At 59.8% G+C, this 19,812-nt stretch carries 17 protein-coding genes and 1 pseudogene; 8 read left to right on the top strand and 10 right to left on the bottom strand.

The annotated features are described in order from the left end of the window. Positions 1-19: 19 nt before the first annotated feature. Positions 20-1,717 (bottom strand): mechanosensitive ion channel family protein, encoded by a 1,698-nt coding sequence (locus tag GHT07_RS20495; protein WP_194792998.1) that lies wholly within the window; start codon positions 1,715-1,717, stop codon positions 20-22. 636 nt (positions 1,718-2,353) lie between these two features. Here GHT07_RS20495 and GHT07_RS20490 point away from each other — a divergent pair. Then, a complete protein-coding gene (locus GHT07_RS20490) occupies positions 2,354-4,363 on the top strand; it encodes a TonB-dependent receptor plug domain-containing protein (protein ID WP_153586955.1) in 2,010 nt (669 codons plus the stop codon). Here GHT07_RS20490 and GHT07_RS20485 read toward each other — a convergent pair. After that, complete coding sequence (locus tag GHT07_RS20485) at positions 4,338-5,216, bottom strand: JmjC domain-containing protein (RefSeq protein ID WP_153586954.1); 879 nt, start codon at positions 5,214-5,216, stop codon at positions 4,338-4,340. The genes GHT07_RS20490 and GHT07_RS20485 overlap by 26 nt on opposite strands. 45 nt (positions 5,217-5,261) lie before the next feature. Next, positions 5,262-5,516, bottom strand: a complete 255-nt coding sequence (locus tag GHT07_RS20480; protein ID WP_153586953.1) for a hypothetical protein — start codon at positions 5,514-5,516, stop codon at positions 5,262-5,264. A gap of 76 nt (positions 5,517-5,592) precedes the next feature. Between GHT07_RS20480 and GHT07_RS20475 the strand changes: the two genes are divergently transcribed. Then, on the top strand, positions 5,593-6,831 hold the full coding sequence (locus GHT07_RS20475) for a hypothetical protein (protein ID WP_153586952.1): 1,239 nt from the start codon (positions 5,593-5,595) through the stop codon (positions 6,829-6,831). Here the strand turns inward: GHT07_RS20475 and GHT07_RS20470 are convergent. The 3 genes from GHT07_RS20470 to GHT07_RS20460 are packed head-to-tail and all read right to left on the bottom strand — an operon-like array spanning position 6,777 to position 9,701. Continuing rightward, positions 6,777-7,718, bottom strand: coding sequence for a GNAT family N-acetyltransferase (locus tag GHT07_RS20470; RefSeq protein ID WP_153586951.1), 942 nt, complete (start codon positions 7,716-7,718; stop codon positions 6,777-6,779). The two genes, GHT07_RS20475 and GHT07_RS20470, sit on opposite strands and share 55 nt — an antisense overlap. Beyond that, the gene (locus GHT07_RS20465; RefSeq protein ID WP_153586950.1) at positions 7,715-9,448 is read right to left on the bottom strand and encodes a B12-binding domain-containing radical SAM protein; all 1,734 of its coding nucleotides are present in this window, start codon (positions 9,446-9,448) and stop codon (positions 7,715-7,717) included. The genes GHT07_RS20470 and GHT07_RS20465 overlap by 4 nt, the downstream gene beginning before the upstream one ends. Further along, entirely contained in the window at positions 9,429-9,701 is a 273-nt protein-coding gene (locus tag GHT07_RS20460) for a PqqD family protein (RefSeq protein ID WP_194792997.1), read from the bottom strand. Before GHT07_RS20460 ends, GHT07_RS20465 begins: the two co-directional genes overlap by 20 nt. Positions 9,702-9,983: 282 nt before the next feature. Here GHT07_RS20460 and GHT07_RS20455 point away from each other — a divergent pair. The 6 genes and pseudogenes from GHT07_RS20455 to GHT07_RS20430 form a co-directional block, all read left to right on the top strand. After that, positions 9,984-11,102 (top strand): annotated as a pseudogene (locus tag GHT07_RS20455) (PilT/PilU family type 4a pilus ATPase); the annotation flags it as partial. Between the two features lie 209 nt (positions 11,103-11,311). Next, complete coding sequence (locus GHT07_RS20450; protein ID WP_153586947.1) at positions 11,312-11,818, top strand: cyclic nucleotide-binding domain-containing protein; 507 nt, start codon at positions 11,312-11,314, stop codon at positions 11,816-11,818. 46 nt (positions 11,819-11,864) lie between these two features. Next, positions 11,865-12,809 carry a GSU2403 family nucleotidyltransferase fold protein gene (locus tag GHT07_RS20445; protein WP_153586946.1) on the top strand — a complete coding sequence of 315 codons (945 nt, stop codon included), beginning with the start codon at positions 11,865-11,867 and terminating at the stop codon, positions 12,807-12,809. A gap of 5 nt (positions 12,810-12,814) precedes the next feature. Beyond that, positions 12,815-13,297, top strand: coding sequence for a GreA/GreB family elongation factor (locus GHT07_RS20440; RefSeq protein ID WP_153586945.1), 483 nt, complete (start codon positions 12,815-12,817; stop codon positions 13,295-13,297). Positions 13,298-13,317: 20 nt separating this feature from the next. Then, positions 13,318-13,692 (top strand): hypothetical protein, encoded by a 375-nt coding sequence (locus GHT07_RS20435; RefSeq protein WP_153586944.1) that lies wholly within the window; start codon positions 13,318-13,320, stop codon positions 13,690-13,692. 44 nt (positions 13,693-13,736) lie between these two features. Beyond that, a complete protein-coding gene (locus GHT07_RS20430; RefSeq protein ID WP_153586943.1) occupies positions 13,737-14,693 on the top strand; it encodes a hypothetical protein in 957 nt (318 codons plus the stop codon). Between the two features lie 81 nt (positions 14,694-14,774). On the opposite strand, the gene GHT07_RS20425 is transcribed toward GHT07_RS20430, so the two are convergent. The 4 genes from GHT07_RS20425 to GHT07_RS20410 form a co-directional block, all read right to left on the bottom strand. Beyond that, positions 14,775-15,704: an alpha/beta hydrolase family protein gene (locus tag GHT07_RS20425; RefSeq protein WP_194792996.1), complete on the bottom strand. Its 930-nt coding sequence runs from the start codon at positions 15,702-15,704 to the stop codon at positions 14,775-14,777. A 31-nt stretch (positions 15,705-15,735) separates the two neighbouring features. Next, positions 15,736-16,413 (bottom strand): nitroreductase, encoded by a 678-nt coding sequence (locus tag GHT07_RS20420; protein WP_153586941.1) that lies wholly within the window; start codon positions 16,411-16,413, stop codon positions 15,736-15,738. 132 nt (positions 16,414-16,545) lie between these two features. Continuing rightward, a complete protein-coding gene (locus tag GHT07_RS20415) occupies positions 16,546-17,979 on the bottom strand; it encodes a UvrD-helicase domain-containing protein (protein ID WP_153586940.1) in 1,434 nt (477 codons plus the stop codon). Then, entirely contained in the window at positions 17,973-19,670 is a 1,698-nt protein-coding gene (locus GHT07_RS20410) for an ATP-dependent nuclease (RefSeq protein WP_323741046.1), read from the bottom strand. The genes GHT07_RS20415 and GHT07_RS20410 overlap by 7 nt, the downstream gene beginning before the upstream one ends. Between the last annotated feature and the right edge of the window lie 142 nt (positions 19,671-19,812).

Genomic DNA, 19,812 nt, shown 5'->3' with positions numbered 1-19,812 from the left:
CGCACCGATTTCCTGCCGATCAACCCGCGCCCGCAGGCCCACCCTGCCACTTCTCCGGCGGCACCACCTTCGCCTGCGCCGGGTCCGCAAAGTAATGCGGCGACATGATCTGCACGCCGTTTTCGTTGAACACGTCCTGGATGTTTGCGTGCAGCGCTGAAAGCAGCATGGCGCGTGTGCGCGGCTCTGTCGGTATTGCCTGGCACACCACGCGATAGACCGGGTACCAGTCGTTCAGTGCCATCTGGAAGACTTGCGGCGCCGGGTCAGGCGCAAGGCCGTCGGTGCGGGCTGCCGCTTCGATCAACATGGCGTGCACTTGCCGCCACGGCGTGTCGTAGCCGATGCTCACCGTGGTGTCGATGACGAAGCCCCGGCCCTTCACGGTGCGCGAATAGTTCTTGGTGGTGGCGCCCAGGATGCTGGCGTTGGAAATGGTGAGCTCTTCGCCCAGGCCGGTGCGTATGCGGGTGGTGAATATTCCCATCTCCGTCACAGTGCCTTCTTCATTGGCAATGCGCACGTAATCGCCTTTGCGAAAGGCCCGCCCATAAGTCAGTATCAAGCCGCTCGCGCCTTGCCCCACCAGGCTCGATGCGCCCAGCGACAGCATCAGCCCCACCAGCACTGAAAGGCCCTTGAATGCCTCTGTGTCCGACCCTGGCAGGTACGGGTAGGCCATGGCAAGCGCAAAGAGCCAGATCACCACTTTGGCAATGCGCTGCGTGGGTGCCACTACATCCGCGTCAAGCCAGTGCAGCTTCATCGCACCGCTTTGCACGTTCGTTAAAAAGCGCTCAAGCGCCTGCGTGACGAGGTAGGCGATGTAGAAGATCAGCAGCGCCACCAGCAACTGCGGCACGGCGCCCGCAGCCGCCATGAACACAGGCGCTGCCAGGCTCAACAGATAGCCATTGAGCGACTCTCCCCACGCGCGCGTGAACGGAAAGCTGCGCAACACAAAGCTCACCCACTCCAGCGTCATCAACAGCACCAGCAGGCGGTACACCAGCGTCAGCATGGCGCGCACAAAGCGGCTGATGCGGTCGCGCTGCAACAGCGCCATTCCGCCAACATGCAACTTGGCCGAGTGGAGGGTTGTGGCGGCTATCAGCTGGCGCGCCAGCACACGGCGTGCGCGCGCTGCAACCCACACCAGCCCCGCGTAAAGACCTGTTCCTGCCATGGCCAACGCCAGCGCGCGTGTCAGTGCTTCCAGGTTGCGGCTCTCGGCGCTTTCCTTGATGGCAACGGCCAGCGCAGAAGCCGCGCGCTGCGCCGCCTGCTCCAGTGTGTCTTCACGCGCAGGGTCCAGGTCGCCCGCTGTCACCACAAAGCTGGTGGCGCCGTCGATGCGCACTTCGATGCCGAAGGTGTCCTCTTTCAGGCTCACCGCATGCGGCCCCACCAGTTCGAGCTGGTCGCGGATGCGCGCGTGGGCACGCTTGGCCCTGTCAGGCGCTGACACACCCATGAACGCCCCGCGAAACGTAAAAATCGGCCGGCTGAAAAGCACCAGCCGCTCGACAGCCACCGGCTGCGCCGTCGCAGGCTTCGGTGTCGCTGCAGCCGGCGCAGTTGCCGTGACCGGCGCAGTCGGCGAATTTGCCTCGGGTGCAGCCTGCGCCAGTGCAGCGGCGCAGAACAGGGCAAGCAGTGGGGCGGCTAGCAGGTGACGCATGTCCACCAGCCGTGCAAATCGCGCGTGACGGGTCATCTCATCAGTATCCGCGAAAGGGTCGTCGGCCGCAGACGCCGGGCCGCGCTGCGCACCCGGCTTCGCCGCGTTGACCATACTCAACGGCCCGGTTGCCACACTGTGGCACCTTAGAAATTTCAGTGGAGCCGCGAGTGCCAGAGATAACCGTCGTTGGCGTGAGCTCGCACGCCCACCCGTTCACGGCTGGTTGCGCACTTTGCGTGACCACTTCGACGGCCGATGCCTGCTGTACCTCACCGATCCTGCGCCCGGCGTGGCCGCTGTGCTGAGCGCGAAGTAGGGTCATCAACTCGTCGCTGGTCTGCGGCTCGCCACGCTCGCTCGCCGTGGTTGCTGGCCTTCTCTACATGTGCCCCTGGACACAGGCCGTAACCAGTCGGATTTCGAGGCGATCTTCCCGCTGCTGGCCAGCGAAAGACTTTGACCATACCTGAGCCAGCACCGGCAGGTGTCGACGCATCCATGGTCACGCCAACAATTTTTAGAGATTCGTTCTTCTAGAATTGTGATTCTTTTTAATCATAAAAAAGCAAAATAGTAGTTTCAAAGACTACATAAAAGCAGTCTGCCGATACACTAAGCGTGCAGAGGACGCGGCTTTGGACGTCGCGTCGCGCTGTCGAGGGGCGTTACATGAAGCAAACAATGAAGTACACGCGGTGCGTTGCCGTTCTCGGCGCCTTGGCATCTGGCTACGTGGGAGCGCAGAGCCTGCCGGCTGTAGAGATCAAGGCCAACAAGACCTTCAACACATCGAACTACACCGACATCACCGGTGACGAATTACGAAATTTCAATCCCACGAACATCTACGATCTCATCAAGAACATACCGTCGATCACTGTGGAGAAGACGGTTTCAGGAAGGACGATCCTGAAACTTCTCGGGCAGAGCCAGAATTCGCTCGGGGTCATGCTGAACGGTCAGTCTCTTGCGTCCGCAGACGATCTCGAATCCATCAGTGTCGAAGATGTCGAACGCGTTCAAGTGGACACCACTTCGTCAGCCGCGCAGTCAGGTTCCGTTGGCTTCATCAATATAGTTACAAAACGGCGGCCGGCTGCAGGCGGCGAAATGAAGATGTCTGTCGACCTGCGGGGCAATGAGATTGGTTCATCAATCAGCTTGAAGTCACCGGGCTACTCCACTGATGTCGGGCAAATCACGGTGAGTGCCAGTGTGCGTTGGCCGAGAACGGCTGGCGTGGAGTATCAAACGGGTGTGGGGCCCGGGTATAACCGACAATCCCAAATTCAATACTTTTCAAGAGTGGGTGAGGTTTTCCTGAATCCGGCGCTGGAGGCCAGATTCGACGACGCAGTCCTCAACTTGTCGCTTCCCGTCACCTTGAGAAGGTCTCGTCGCCGTGGCGACGAGTTTCTTGAGCCGGCTGGCACCCTTGACAATATTTGGGGGATAGATGTGCTGACGCGCACGGTCGCGCCCAGCATTGTCTACAGTGCTCCCCTTACACGAGATGTCAGCACCACAGCGAAGCTGCGATTTAGCAATACAACCAGGGAGAGTGCGCGTAACGTAGCCTCATTCGGTGTACTAACGGACTCCCTTACAAGGCAGCAGGACTATACGAATCGAAGCGTTTCGGCGGCGTATCAGCTTGACGGCGAGTCGTCCAGGTTCGGCGCGTGGTCATTGGGTACGGAACTGGTGATCGCCCAGCGGCAGGATCATTTCGACCTAACTGCCGGGTCGCGATCGCTCGGCGCCCAATCTAGCGACTTTGGCACTCACCAACATCGGCTGGCAGTCTTTGGCGAAGTTTCCAGGACGATCGCCACAGCGAACTTCAAGCTCGGTCTGCGTGTGCTCGATTACTCAGTAAAGGTTTCGGCCGGCCCTGCGACTGGAGGCACGATTGCACAGCCTTCCGTGGGGGTTGATTGGCAAGTCTCGCCGAACATGGCGTTCAATCTGACCGCCGGACGCCGGGTGCGTTTGCCTACCGGTGACGAACTCACAGGCGCCGAACGCTCAGCGAGAAACACTCCATTCGACCCTGACTATCTGGGCAATCCATCGCTGCGCCCGGAACTTGCAAACTCTGTCGAGGTCTCGCTGTCGGGTAATGGCGAACCTCTCAAGTGGTCGCTCGCCGCGCAGTACCGCCGCTCGCACGACGTGATCGTCAAGGCGCTCGAGAGCAGAGGGGGGAGCTATGTTGAATCGCCAGTTAACCTGGGCTCGGGAACATTTGTGCACCTGGAAGGCAAGCTGTCGACGAAGGTGTGGGGCGTGAACACTGAATTGAGCCAGTCTTATGGCAAAGCCAAGGTGTTCAATGGTGGGCTTACACGCGATGCCGACGCAGTGCCATTTGCTGCAACCAAGATATCGATCGACGCTGCCGTCCGTTCTATGAAGTATGGGGCGACCTTCAGCTACCGGCGTGCGCTGGAGCAGTCGCTGTATTCGGGACTGCTCCAGAGTTCCGGCTCCTCCTATGAGGCGGCGGTGTTTGCCCAGGCGGAATTGCGGCGCGACGTACGCCTGCGCTTTTCTGCTACAGGGCTCCATCAACGAAGTGTGAAGACGGCGGTGGTGTACCCAGCGGATAAGTCCAGATACTCTTCCGTCGTTCCAGAGCCAACTACCGTCGCTATAGCGCTGGAACTGGCTCTTTAAATTCACGCGCGACCACATCATTGACCTGCGGATGCATCTCCAAGAAGCGCGTGAGCAGCATCGAGCGCACGTTCGGTGCATCCTCATGATCGACAGGCGCAAACAGGTCATCTGAATAGATGCGCAATTGTGGCCACGAGCTCAGTACGGTGCGCTTGCCAAACTTCTCGACGAGCAGGCTGAACGGTGTAATACCCTTCCAAGCGATGGAAAGCGCGACTGAATTTCCAACGGTTATGCCAGAGTGGCCCCATAAGGACGGAAGGTAGATGGCGTCGCCAGCATTGATCACGAACTCCATCTCGGGATCCCCTGGAGGTGGGGGCACTTGTTCATCGGCGAAGTCAGGGTGCGCGAGCAGCGAGAGAAGGTATGGCCTTGGGACGGAAGCCGGTTCCCAGAACCTCCAGACTCTGGTTCCCTCAAGCTGCACCAAGAATCCGTCTTCGTGGCCGGAATGAAATCCGATGCCGCTTTGGTGCGACGACATGGTCGCGACGATGTCGTCTTCTCGCCAGGTGCGCTTCAGGTTGAGCCTTTCTCGCATTGTGCGCAGCAGAGGGCTTGCGCTGTCGCACCCATTGAGCAGCAAGGTCAGTGGAGTTTCGGCGCTGGCGTGCTGCTCGAAGATAGCCAAGGCGTCAGAGCCGGACTTCGCGACATGAGCCTGCGGTTCTCCGTTGCTGCCGAGGATCGCTGAGCTGAAAAGCCTTGCCTGCACGGTCGCTGACTCAGCCCAACTCTTGAACTGGCCAGACCAATCGATTGATCCATCAGCCAGTGTGCTGACCAGACCTCGACACACCAGAGGCGCTTTTAGCCAGTGGTTCTGGAAGAAATTGTGTGGGAGCATGGTTTTTATCGAAAGCGGGCCAGGCCCGCTTTGCTTTCGTGGGCCTCAGTCGGGCTGTTGGTCGCGGTTGGTTTTGCTAAGAGCCAAGGTGCCAAGCACCTTGCCGAGAGCCGCACGACGCATCTCCGCTTGCTCGAAGATGTTCGGCGTAGCCTTATCGGCCTCTGCCTGTGCCTTCGTGATGGCAGCAGCCACGTCAACCGGAACGGTCGCCTGCTGAGGCTGGACAGCCGCAGAGGCAGTAGAGGCGGCCAAAGCGCCGACAATTGCGGCGCCACTTGCTAACATTTTTTCGCTCATATAGTTTCCTAAAGCGCACAATTGCGCTAAACGATCCTACACAAACGGAACTTATGTATCACAAGGGTAAATACTTATGAGGCCGCCGCTGCCAGCGCGACTGCCGCTGCCTGATTGGAATTGGACGGTGGTGGGCGCTGCCTCCAGGTCTCTTGAACTCAACTTCGACGGGATCACGATCGTCTCAACTGACAGAAGCCGTGACATACGGGGTTGCAATGCCGACACGCTTCGTACATGGAAGGATGGGCTTGACCTGACAGGCGACGACGCGAGCCTATTCGCGTTCTGCCGAGCGCTGCTGACTTACCTGCCGCCGTCAATCGCGATCGCGGAGTTCAGTTTGGCGATGGACGCACTTGATGACCGGCCCGCCATTGCCGCGGCCCGCGCCGCCTTGGCGAATCTTTGCCCGGCTGGCAGTCACGGCGACGTGGGGGCACTCATTAAGCCCGGCATCTGTCATCCGCTTGCAGCTGCCGCAGAAGTAACTCGACAGCTTCGAACCGGGCAACGAGAGGCCGCCGTCCTTCTGAGATCAAAGATTTTGGGAGCCAATCACCCAAGCATATTGAATCAGGCGATCTTTGAGGAGGAGCGGCTGGGCGCGGTGCCAGGCTTTCCGCCCAGGCCGGTTGATCCCGAAAGTGCCACTCACTTCCACCTCATCAGACAAGAGCTGGAACTGGCCGAACTTTCGGCCAGTGCCTGGGTGGCTGAACAGCCCTACAACCTGCGGGCGGTCAGCAACCTCGTTTCCCTTCAAATGTCCCGGGCAGATTGGCGCGCCGCCGCAGTGGCACTCGATCGACATCTGTTGCTTCACACTTGGAAAACTCAACACGAACAAGCGTTTGTCGAACTCTCATTGGCAACGCTGGCATGCTACCAGGGCAAGATGTCGCAGGCTTGCGCCCACGTCGATAGGGCGAGCTTGGTTGGCGCTGACCTTGGGGTCGCGGTGTCCCTTTCAATTCGAGCAACAACGGCCATGCAGGCACTGGCTTGCGGCGACGTCAGAGAATCGAGCCGGCTGTACAGGATCGTTATTGACGAGTTCGAGAGCGCCGGGTACTTGGGCCTGCTTTCTAACTGTGTCGCTGAGCGGGCAAATCTCGCCAGGCGCTTACGTCTGCCCGTAGCTGAGGATCTCAAGCGAGAAGCATTCGAGAGGTTCAAATGCGCGCCGACAATTGAAGCAGCGCTCAATATGCGTGCATTCGAAACCGACGGGGACGTCAGTCGTGTCGGAACAGCACTCTACGACAGGGCAGTTAATTCTCTGTCGCTGGGCAAGCGCACCATGTCGAAATAGAGTCCGGGCAAGAACTTGAAGCCGGTCTTCGCATGGAGGGCGAGCGAGGGCTTGTTCATGACGTCAACACACGACGCAATATTAGCTATACCCGCTCTTGCGAAGTGATACATCGCCGTCTCGATCAATTGCTGACCAAGACCGCGACCTCGGAATTCCGGCTTGGTGTCAATTTGTGCCAGCCAAGCCGCAGGCCCGGGGATTTCTGGAATCTCCGCGCTGTAGGTGATGCAATAGGCGACCAAGTCGCCAGCAGAACATCGCATGCCGAGCCAATGCCGCGTGGCGCTGTCTTTGGAATTACCAAGCAGGCGATGGACATAGTCCGCAGATGTGTCCTGTCGCCTGTCAAATGTGTTCAAAGAGGCGGCCGCCCGGATTGCAGAGATGGCTGGTTCGTCCGCTTCGTCCAATTCCACAGCATCCGCATGCGACTTCAGGTGCGGCCGCTCGGTCGAGGCAACCAGCATTCGATAGCACGACTTCTCAATGAACCCGCAGGCCGTCAACGCGTCCAGCCACTCGGCGCAAAACGCCACATCGTGCGCGGGCTCCGCGAGCAACTGCACCCTTCCCGCAAAGTGCCGGTCGCACTCTGAAACAGCAGATTTGGTGAGCGCCAGAATCACCGGAGCTTGGTGCTCGACTGCCAATTGCGGTGACAGGCCCGGCGAGTACATGTGAACGACATTTCCCTTGTTTCGCAGCAGCATTCGAGCAACGGGTTTGCCTTCAAGCAACGCTACCATCCTGAGATCCGGCTTCAGCAAACCTGTTGCAAGCGAGGCTGTTACGGAGCGTTCTGCAGCTTCGTCACGCCTGGGCAATACTGAAAACCAGATATGCGCGTCCTGCTCACGCAGTTTCAACGATGTGTACGAGCTCATATCGCTCTGCTGCGCACGAACTTGTCGGGAACGACGGTGACCGATGCTGCTCCTGGCGAGTCCAGGAACGCGGACAGCACGCGTCGCGCTTGATGAACGACTGGGTCCACCACCATCTTGCGTATCGCTGTGGCTATCTGCAGGTATTCTTGATCAACTTCCGGATTCTCTTTGCAGTAGTTGCAGGCAACTCTGACGAATCGGTACGAAAGCTGCCGCACAAGAATCGTCTGCATGGCAAGCTCGGCATAGCTTGAAGCCAATTCGTCGCGTAGATCTCCCAGAGGCGCCGCCGTCTCACGCTGACGAATTGCATTCAGCGTCTGATAGAGCTCGCGCAGCAGAGCATCGACTTCGTGTCTGCCGCGGTCATGATAGAAGCGGCAAATCCGGAAGATGCGGGCGACCGTACTGTCCATGAAGTTCGTCTCGGGAATCTCGTGAACGGGCTCTACGCCTCCGAATTCCTGAAAGTACTCGCTGCGGATCTGAGTCCCCGGATAGAGAAGAACTTCCTGAAACACAGGCGCTGGCCAAGAGTCTTGAAAGCCACAGCCAGCGATGAAGTCCAGATTCGCGTCGAGTTCACGCGTAGTCATCATGGGGTCGAACATGATGAAGTCCAGTCCGAGTGCAATGCCGGAGCCTTCCAGAACTGCAATGACGGCCTTGTTCGTCTCAACCGTGTTGCCCTTGCCGAATCTCTTCAACGAACCTTCATTTCCACTCTCGATTCCAACTTCGAGCGCCGCGCAGTTGAGGGCCCCAATTTCTTTGATCACATCTTTGTGCTTGACAATATGATCTGGCGTCGAGGTGCCGCTCCAAGTAATTCTTGGATTGAACTCGAATAGCTTTCTGGAGAACTCCAGCGTTCTAGTGGGCCGAACAAAGAAATTCGCGTCCTCGAAAAGAATGTGATCGAACGGAGCTTGTTCGTACAATTTCCGGATCTCAAACATCATCGACTCTACTGAGCGCGCCCGCCAGAGCGGATCGAGCACAGTAATCGAACAGAACGTGCATCGTTTAGGGCAGCCTCGGCTGCTAACCATTGAGATGGTTCTTCGCGTCACGCCCGACTCTCTGGAGAGGTATTCGACATACGAACCAGGGCTGTACTTGAAATCTCGTGCGGGCACAGGAATGAGGTCTTGCTCCACCAGCGTCTTGGCGGACGCATTGCTGATCACCCGCTCGCCAGACCGCCATGTCAACCCCGGGAGCAATGCCATTGCCTCGTCCCCCGCCGACAGCGCCTCCAGATACTTCGAAAAGGTCACCTCTCCTTCGCCGCGAACGACGGCATCGATTACGGGAAAGTCGCGCAAGGTCTCCTCGTGCAAGATGGAGACGTGATAGCCGCCCATGACGATCTTGCACCGAGGGCGGTTTTTTCTGATCTTTTCCGCAAGCTTGATTCCCTGCGCGAAAGTATCGGTGTAGGTGCTGATTCCGTACACAGCATATTCCTTGCCGAAGAGGCCCGTCTTCTGCAAGTACTCTTCGCTGACATCCAGGTCAAGCGCATAGTCGAAGAGATCAACATCATGCCCGATCGCACGTGCATACGACGCGATGTAGCCAAGTCCAAGCGGTGGCATGAGGCGCTCATTTCCTGCGGACTGCGGATCGGGAGGATTTACGAGCGCAACGTTCAGAAGATTTGCCGCAGCCTTTATGGGCTCGTGCGCAACGATCTTGAAATGTTTAGCTTGCGGAAAGTTCATTTGTCAGGCACTTGGACGAATACATTTGCTGGGTAAACGCGGTGACTTCCGCGGTGCTCTCGGCAATATCGATGCCTGTTTTTTCAGCGTATGCAGCGCAAATCTCGTCCCAAGATAGCCGCTGCCCAAGCCACTGCCAAATCAGCAGGCCGCTTGAATTGAGCTTGACGATCGACCCAAAGGGCGGAATCAGGTAGTGGTTCCCGCCCGCTTCGAAAGACTTGCACAATGGGTCTGGGATCATGTTTCGCATGGATACTGAATCGAGAAGAGATGCTGGGGCCGTGAGGGGCGCACCCATCGAGCTATAACACTAAACAGCTCATCAAGCCGCAAAGTCGGTTGACATAATGGTACTAAAGTAACATGCAAGAGCTTTGCTCGTCAAGTTCCTGCGCTGTGGTGCTCGAGCGTCGTGATGGCTGCGGTGAGGTCCAAGTCCGCATCCCCGGCCGCTGGCGCTTTGATGACTTTGGGGGGTAGCTAAGCCCGGTTCTCTCTTACATTTGTGCGGACAGAGGGCTCAGGAGCGGACATGGAACCACAGGAAAAGCAGCAGTACCAGGCCATCGTGCACAAGATGCTCGGTGCCATGGTGCAGTTGAAAGGCTCGGACTTGTTCCTCACGGCGGGCTTTCCGCCGGCCATCAAGCTCAATGGCAAGCTGACCAAGCTCAACGAAAACCCGCTGTCAGCCGAGCAGACGAGCAAGATGGCACGCGCCATCGCCTCTGAAAAGCAGTGGCAAAGCTTCATCGACACCAAGGGCCAGAACTTCGCGATCTCGCTCGAAGGTGCGGGGCGCTTTCGCATCAACATCTTCACGCAGCAGCAGCGCACAGGAATGGTGATCCGCGTGATCACCACGGAGATCCCTGATTTCGACAAGATGAACCTGCCGCCCGTGCTCAAGACCATCGTGCTTGAAAAGCGTGGGCTGATTCTCCTCGTGGGCGGCACCGGCTCGGGCAAGTCCACCACGCTGGCGGCGATGCTCGGCGTGCGCAACAAAGAGACGCACGGCCACATCATCACGATTGAAGACCCGGTTGAATACGTGCACCCGCACGGCAACTGCATCGTCACGCATCGTGAAGTGGGCATCGACACAGTCGGCTGGTTCGATGCGCTCAAGGACACACTGCGCCAGGCGCCCGACGTGATCTTGATCGGCGAAATCCGCGATCACGAAACGATGGAATACGCGCTCAACTTCGCAGAGACCGGCCACCTCTGCATGGCCACGCTGCACGCCAACAGCGCCAACCAGGCGATTGACCGCATCGTGAATTTCTTCCCGATCGAAAAGCACGACCAGGTGCGCAACGACCTGGCGCTGAACATGCGCGCCATCATTTCGCAGCGGCTGGTGCGCAAGATTTCTGGCGGGCGCGCTGCGGCGGTCGAGATTTTGCTGAGCACCGGCACATCGCGCGACGCGATCGCCAAGGGCGAAGTGGGCCAGCTCAAAGAGATCATGAAGAAGTCGATCGAGCTGGGCATGAAAACCTTCGACCAGTGCCTCTATGAGTTGTATGACGCTGGCGATATCTCGCTGCAGGAAGTGCAAGTCAATTCAGACGCGAAGAGCGAGCTGATGCTGCGGCTCAAGCTCAATAGCAAGCGCTTCATTCGTGAAGAGCTGCCCGGCGGTGATGCGGCAACGAGCGGCCTTTCATTGCAGGTCGACAAAGAGCCTGAAGAAGAGGAAATCAAGATGCCCGGCGGCGTGAAGCTGCCAGATTTGCCCAAGCCCGCCGCTGCCGCAGTGCCTGCTGCCAAACCTGCATCGCCGCCGATGACGTTGTCGCTTGAAGAAAAGCCGGCGCCACCGCCGCCCAAGGCCTGACGGCTGGAGCATGCATGGACGAGTTTGACGCCATCGACCAGCACTTTGCTGCGTATGCCGCGCAGCTGATGCAAGACCCGGCAGCCCGCTTCGCCGCGTTGCGCAAGTGTTCCTTCTTCGAGCCCATGCCCGACGACTGGCTGCAGCGCATGGCGCAAGCAGCGCAGATCAAGACCTTCAAATCCGACGTCTCCATCACCACGCAAGACGACGAGATGAAGGCGTTCTACGTGATCCTGTATGGCTCGGCCGACGCATACCGCAACGGCAAGATCGTCGGCACGATTGAGACGGGCGACTGTTTCGGCGAAGGTATCTTTTTTGCCGACGGCAACATCACCACATCCGCCACTGTGATAGCCGACGACAAGATCATTGCTGCGGAGTTCAGCAAGCGCATGGTCGAAGAAATGCATGCCGACCCCGCCGCGATGATCAGCATGAACAAGGCGCTGCTGCTGGCGCTGTTCAAGAAGCTGAAGGCTGCGAATCACAAGATCGAGAAGTTGATGCTGGTGTAGCCGAAAATTGGCCGTATAAAATTCAATTTCGAGATTTATACGGCCAATGGACTTTTTCCCCATCCCCGACAACGCTGCGCGCCAGCTCATCGATTCCACAACGGTGTTCAATGAGCATAGGCGTGTCGACGCGCAAGCGCGCTCTTTCGTGGGCGGCATGTACTGGAAGCGGCAGGGCGACTACGAGTATCTGATTCGTACGCGCACCGACAACCGCCAGCACCGGATCGGCCCACGCTCGCCCGAAACCGAGAAGACCTATCAGGACTTCATCTCGGGCAAGCGTGCCGTCGAAGATCGCCTTCGCGCATTGCGCGCGGCGCTCGCCGATGCAGTTCGCCTGAATCGCGCCCTCAAGGTGGGGCGTGTGCCTGCGCCGGTGCTGGGCGTGCTGCAGGCCATTGAAGACGCAGGCCTTGGGGAGCACTTCGTTGTCGTCGGAACGCATGCGCTTTATGCCTATGAGACGGCAGCGGGCGTGCGCATCGTGCAAGGCGCATTGGCGACGCAAGATGTGGACTTGCTGTGGGACGCACGCAAGCGCGTGCGCTTCGTCACCGACCTTGGCAAGCTCGAGTCGTCGATGTTGCAGATTCTTCAGCGCGCAGACCCTACCTTCATTCGCAAGCCGGGCCAGAACGAAACCGCTATCAATGAGAAAGGTTTCGAGGTTGATTTTTTGCGGCGTCAGCCCGAGGGTGACGATCCTCATCCGTTCCGGTTCTCGGACGATGAAGACGATCTATGGCCCGTACAGGCCGTTCGCGCCAAGGTTTTGACGACGGCCAAGCGTTTTGACCATGTCGTTGTCTCGGCACCAGGCAAGATGGCGCTGATGCGCACGATTGCGCCAGACGCATTTGTGCAGTTCAAGCGATGGATGTCCGCGCAGGCACCCACGCGCGAGCCCGCCAAGCGCAGGCGCGACTTGCATCAGGCGCAGATCGTCGAAGCGCTGGTCGCCCAAGGCCTGCTTGCGGCAAACGGATAAAGACCATGGATAAATTCTTGCTGCAGCAGCAGGTGCTGGAGCGGCTCGCGCAAGACCTGCTGCAAGCCGAACAGGCCATGCGGGCGGCGCATGAAACGGCGACTCATGAAGAGAACATCGCCGAAAACAAATACGACACCCTGGGGCTCGAAGCGTCCTACCTGGCCACCGGCCAGGCCCGGCGTGCCGAAGACATTCGCCAGGCGATGGCCGATTGGCGCCAGTTCCGCCCGCGCGCTTACGACGCCAGCAAAGGCATACAGCTCGGCGCGCTGGTCTGCCTTGTCGATGCAGACGACAAGCAGCAACACCTTTTTCTCGGGCCGGATGGCGGCAGCATGAAGCTGGTCAGCGGCGATCAGCTCGTGCAGGTCATCAGCAGCGAAGCCCCTTTGGGTAAGGCCATGCTGGGCAAATGCGAGGGTGATGAAGTGTCGATACAGGTCGCCCCCATCCGGCAGCAGTTTGAGGTGCTGCGGGTTCATTGAGCCGCAGGCAAGCACACCCCATGCAACTGCAATACCTCGACTTTGAATTCAGCGATGAGGAAAACGGCAGCGGTAGCTTTGACGCGATGGCCTCAGTGTTCCCCGACCGTGTGCCTGCCGTAGTCGCGGAGATGACGGCCGTGCTGCACTGGGCCATCGACACGTTCGGTCCTTGCGGCCCGCAGGAGGAAGAGGGCGAGTGGGCTTACGACGCGCAAGGCCTCATCGAGCCGGGTACGCCGTTGAACGTGATGGTGGATGAAGGTAGCGGCGACGTCTCTCTTGCACCCATCAGCGGATCGAAGCGAGCCACCTTCACGCTCACGCTCACCGGCACGCGCACGTTCTGCGAGGCGCTTCGACGAAGATTTGAAATTGGTGGCTGGCAGCCTTAGTCATTGACATCAGTTGATGCAAATCATGTCCGACAATTGACGCCATGATGGCCCCGCTTGTCGCACTGACTGCCTACTACAACCCGTTTGGCGCGCAGCGCCGCCGCCACAATTACCACGTGTTTCGACGGAACCTGGACGTGCCGCTGGTCACGGTGGAATGGGCTCCCGACGGCCGCTTTGAACTCGCGTCTGGCGACGCCGACGTGCTGATCCAGGTCAAGGGCGGTGACTTGCTGTGGCAGAAAGAGCGCTTGCTCAATCGCGGCCTGGCGGCAATCCGTGCGCAGTCGCTGGCCCGCGATGTTGCGCTGATCGACGCCGACGCCGTGTTTGCCCAGCCAGGCTGGGCCGAGCGCGTGACGGCGCAGCTGGATGTGTGCCCGCTGGTGCAAACGTTTTCGCGCGTGGACTATCTGCCGCCGCTGTCGCCCAGCGTGCGGGACATCGCGCAGCTCATGGCGGTGGCGCCGGAGCGCAGCTTGCCGTCCATCGCCAGTGCGCTCGCGCAGGGCCGCCCGTTGTTCGACACCAAATCGGAACTCGTGCAGGCCATGGCGCCTACGGTGATACAGGTGTCGGGCATCCCCGGTATGTCTATCGCGCTGCGCCTGGAGGCGCTACCGGGCTTCGAGCTGTACGAATGCAATATCGTCGGCGGCGGTGACCAGGTGCTGGTGTCGGCGGCGATGGGGCGCCTGGACGAACACTTTCACCATCGCTCGCTGGCACCCGGCCACCAGGCGGACATCCGCACCTGGGCGCGCCGCTGCCTTCGCACGCTGCCGGGTGTGGGCCTGGCTGACAACCGTCTGCTGCATCTGTGGCACGGCAAGCTGGCGGGCAGGCAGTACGGCATGCGCCACAGCATTCTTCAAAGCCGCGACTACGATCCGCGACGAGACCTCGACCGCAGTGGCGACGCGCTGCGCTTTGCCGCAGGCACAGAAGGTTTGAAAGCCGCAGTGGGTGAGTACCTGGTGTCGCGTGGGGACGCGTGAGGCGAAGGAGGCGCTAGCTTGCGAGGCGCTTCGACGAAGATTTGACATTGGTCGCTGCGTGCGCAGCAGCAGATCGAGCCACTAACCCCTGCGCCCCTTCACGAGTTCCACGATGTCAGGCGTGCCCACCCCTTTGGCACACGCGGCGCCCACCGCGCGAGTCGTGTCGCTCAGGGCATGGTGCTGTGCGTCGCTGCCCTCGGCATTCAGCAACTGCGTGGGCACACCCATCTGCTGAAGCCGCGTTGCCAAAGGAAGTTGTGTGGCCCAGGGCACGTTGCTGTCTTTCAGGTCGCCGAGCACAAACACCCGCAACTGCGGATGCATCGTGCCTCTTGCGAGGTGCGCGAGATGCTCAACGGGTTCGTACGAATCGGAGTGCCCCGTGACATCTTGCGACTGGCCCATCGCCTGCCAGCGCATGCGCGGTGAAGACACGGCAGACGCAGCAACCGCGCAAACAATGTCTGAGCGCCAGCCCAGCAGAGCCGCGACGGTATGGCCGCCGCCGCTGAGCCCGCTGACGACAAAGCGCGTGATGCCGTGCTTGCGCCGCAGCGCATCGAGCGCAGCGGAGACGAGCCTGGCTTCAGCTTCGCGGCGACGATCGCCGTGCGTGCCCGACGAGCCAAAGGTGCCGGGGCGCGCGAGGAAGATGAATGGCACACCCGCGCTGCGCTGCATCTGCGCGGTGAGCGCTGCCATGCGCGACGGACTCAAGCTGGTGTAGCCCGGCGCGGGCAGGTTGAAAGTCAACTGGTCGGGCGGGAGATAGACCAGCACGTTGCTGGCAACGTCGCCATCGAGCCCGTGCACCCACGAGCGCAGACACTCCGCGCCGAACGAGCCGGCATCTGCCCACACACCGCCCTGCAGCTGCGCGCAGGACTCGCGCGTTGCGCTCACGCCCTTTACCAGCGCGTCTGCTGCGAAGGGCTCGTCTGCAGTTGCCATCGGCACGCGCTGGGCGAACGCGGTGCCTGCGACGAACAACGAGACCAGCGCTGACATCCAACGTGAAGATTGCATCTTGCGCAGCTCTCTAGTCGTTGAAACCCACGAACACAGCTGCCTCGCTCACGCTCTTGCGTTCAGACACCACAGCGTTGGCCGGAAAAGATTCATCGGGCCAGCCAAGCGCGATGCTCTTCATGATCACCTGGTCTGCGGCAATGCCTGCGTGCTCGCGCACCACGGGCGACTGCATGATGCCCTGGCTGTTGATCACGCAGCCGAGGCCGCGCGACCACGCGGCGTTGACGAGCGCCGTGGCGACGGCGCCGCAGTCAAAGGCCGTGTCGTCGCTGCTGGCGAGCACGCGGTCGTAAGTGATGATGACGCACACCGGCGCGTCGAACTGGCGAAAGCCGCGCATCACCCAGTCTTGCCGCATCACTGCGTCGTCGCGCGCAATGCCCATGGCCGCGAACAACTGTTTGGCAACGCCGATCTGCCGCTCGCGGTGCTGGCCCGCGAAGGCCTCGCCCGTGCGGAACTCACGCGACTGCGGCACGCCGGCGAGCATGCGTTCGGTGTTGCCTGCGCGAATGCGGTCGAGAGCCTCGCCCGTGACGACATAGAAGTTCCACGGCTGCGTGTTCATGGACGAAGGAGCGCGCATGGCGAGTGCAAGGATTTCTTCGATGAGGGCGCGGGGGACGGGGTCGGGCTTGTAGCCGCGGATGCTGCGGCGGGTGAGGATTACGTCGTCGAAGTGCATGGTGGAGGGATAAGGGGAGTTCTAGCGGATACGCAGGTCACTGTTTTGGGTGCCTCTACACGACCCTACCATCTCCTTGCCTTGTGCTCTGCGCAGATTAAGTGCTATGGGTCGAGGGCGGGTGGGCTCATGCTATGCCGGGCGGCCCATCGCGGGCTTAGGAATAAGTATCGATGCACCCGAACAAATCACCAGCCGTCGGGCTCCTCTTGTCATGGCAACGTATAGATTCTTGGCATCCATCTCTTCCGGGTAGAGGACCACCGCAGTGTCGGCTTCAAGGCCCTTTAGCAGGAGCGTGCTGCCGACGACACGTCCCGACACTTTGCGACCGGCGTGGCGGTAGCCGTCGCGCACTTGCTGAATAGCCTCGGCGACGGAGCACTTGCGTTCAGAGCACCTGCGCAAAGCAGCGATCACACCGAAATAGATCTCGCGTCGAAACACCCTCGCCTTCGGCTGTCGAGCGATTGCTTCCAGCAAGGTTGCCGCGTGCTGCGTGGTGGGACTCCCATCGAACTGGAGGACAAGCTCTTCAGTCTCGTTTGCTTCCTTGATCGCTCGCTTGGCCTTCAGGCTCTTCAATCGCGCCTTCAGGTGCGAAATGTTGGCATTTGCCACGGCGGATGCGGCCAGAGCGAGCAGCGCGTCAAGTGCCATGGCTGACCCCACCTCAAATTGCATGGCAAAGTTCAGCAGGTCGTCAAGTTCTGATGCTTCGGCTGTATGGGCCCCATGCGTTTGCCGCGCGATCCTGTGCTGACTCGAGGTACTGAAGCTTTGTCCCATGACGAGCACGGAACTGCCTTTCGCCACGGAGCAACCCGCAGCTTTGCGGCGCACGGCAAGAGCGCTCGCGTCGGTGAAGGTACGCCAGTCGACTTCTGCCGGGGCGCGGGTGAGGTCGACGCCCCCTCCTGCTTTTAGCTGGGCACGCACCCCGACAAGCCAGCGGCCAAATGGTTCCTTGCCCACCTTGCGCCAGCGCCATGGATCGTTGAGTTCTCCTATAGGTGGAAAGCAGGGCACGACGTCATTGTCCCAATCCACCGGTGCCGCACGGCCGAACGTGAAGATGGCCTGCATCTCATCGCCGAAAACGCACGTCGGTACGAGGCGAGCGATGGCTTTAACCATCCCATGCTGCTCCACCGAGCAGTCTTGATACTCGTCGACGAACAGCCGCGCGTAGGTTGCGGGCAGAAGGTCATCCAAATGATGATCCATGATCAGCTGTGCCGCCGCCTGTTGGACTGATGTGTAGTCGAAAGGGTTGCCCGACACGCGCATGGCTCTCAAATCCATTTGGGTGCGCCTTGGAAACGCTCCAACCAGCCATTGAGCAAAAGCATCCAGCGTCATAAGACGATAGGCCGCACCAAGGACTTCGATGCGCCGCAGCCGGTCCTTGAGGGCAGCGACACCGGCGAGGGTGTGCGTCAGAACTAGGATGGGCCTGTGGTCAGTGTGACGCCCGATGCAACTAGCGATCAGTTGTGTCTTGCCGCAGCCGGCGGCGGCTGTAACGCTGCCGCGCTGCACCTCGTCCGGCTGAAGTGTCAGCATGCACGGACCCACTTAATCAGTTCCGCCACTTGACCGCTGAACCCTTGGTCTGCAGTCTTTAGTCCCGGACCGATGATGTCGCGTACGGCATCTTCCATCTTGCCAACGCTTTTGAACCACTCGCATGCATGCGCCGTGTCACCGAGCGTCTGCCGAAGCGATTCCGTTGGTCCACTCGACTGCAGGGCACTCAGGGCAGATGCATACGTTAATTTGCCGGACGACTTGGACTTGATGTGGTCATCCGTCTTCGGGTTCAGTTCATACGCTCGCGCCAACAACGCCGCCGCGTCAGGTGCTGCCAGGCTCTGGAACAATTCGCCTTCAGTTGTTCTGGGAGTCCTCCAGGTGAAAAGGCGACCGCCCAGATCCTCTAACTCCTGCACCCTGAATGCACTCGCAGGCTTGTCCGCATCGATGAATACAGCGACCCGGTATCCAAGCTTCGCGAGCAGCACGCCGCGCAAAATCATAGAGTCGGGCCCGCCACCTTTTATGTCGATCGCTGTCACGCTATGACTGAACAGTGTGGGTTTGCCGATCCGTTCAAGATGTTGGTCAAGGCCTCGTACAAAGCCGACTTCGGTGGCCCCTTCGCAGACGATCACGGATTCCGCCAAGAATGCATCCGGGGCGGTGCGTAGTGTTCCCTGCGTATCAGCTGCAACCTTCAGGATTTGGTGGTGACTGAGCTTTCGCCGGAGCACGTGGAGGGGCGGAGTGCCCAATTCCAGAAGTACAACCGGCGAGTGTGTAGTTAGAAACGTCTGGATGGCAGGCTCGGCTTCCTTGTATCCCATCTCACCGAGCAGCTTGCGGATTCGGTGTGGTTCGAGCCCGTGTTCCACTTCATCGACCAGCAGAATGGAACTGCCCGCCTCTTCGGCAACGAAGCGCTGCAAGCCTGCGGTAAGCAGGCGGGACGAACCCGTTCCAAGTGACCGTAACGGGACACCCTGTGTGTCATGTAGCGCTATCGCTCCGTCTGTCAACGACACGTTGTGCGCGTCGAGTGTGGCGTGCGGGGTGTCGCCCACTGCAAGGCCAAGTCTCCCGGCTACGGTCTTTACGGCATCCAGCGTCTCCTCGAACTGGCTTCCGGTGATGCGCCCGAAGGCGCTGCGCGCGTTGCGCGCTGCCTGAGCAAGCGCCGGTCCGGTTTGGGTCCGCTCAGCGGTCAGCTTGTGGAGAATCGAGCCACGCGACCATGACAACTGGCTCGCGATGTAATTGCCTAGGCGCGAAGGATGCACGAGCGTGCGATCCTCCCATCGCAACATTCTGGATTTGCCGGCCTCAGCAGCACTCTCCGAGACGAGTGACCAAATTGGCTGCAGGTCTGCCTGGATCGTCAAGTTGATGGTCAGGACCGATTCCGCGCCGCTTAGAGGTTCGTCGTCAATGGTCGAGGTCTCGGCGTCGAAGTGTCGGAAGAAGGAACCGTACGATTCAAGGTTAAGAAGGCGCCCTGACAGGTCACCGACCGTCACCGTGATTGAGATGGCTTTCTCGGTGTCGACGTTGTGGAAGTCTGCATCAGTGACGGGCACAGAGTTGCGTGCGCCAATGCACCATTCGATTGCGTCAAGCACGGAGGACTTTCCGCTGTCACCAGATCCGATGATCGCGTTGATACCCGGATGTGGAAACCAGTCCAGGCGTTGGATCGACCGAAAATTTGTAATCTCGATTCTTCGAATTCTTGCGTAAGCGTCCGGCGATCCCGTCTTGATTGCAGCGACTGAGCTATGGCTGGTCAGGTGTTGACTTCATCGGTGATCACTCCGTGCGACCAAGCCAAGCCGATCGCACTGTCGAATCTCGCCATCAGAT

Source organism: Caenimonas koreensis DSM 17982 (assembly GCF_009646335.1).
Lineage (GTDB): Bacteria > Pseudomonadota > Gammaproteobacteria > Burkholderiales > Burkholderiaceae_C > Ramlibacter > Ramlibacter koreensis.
This window is presented reverse-complemented; position numbering and strand designations above follow the sequence as displayed.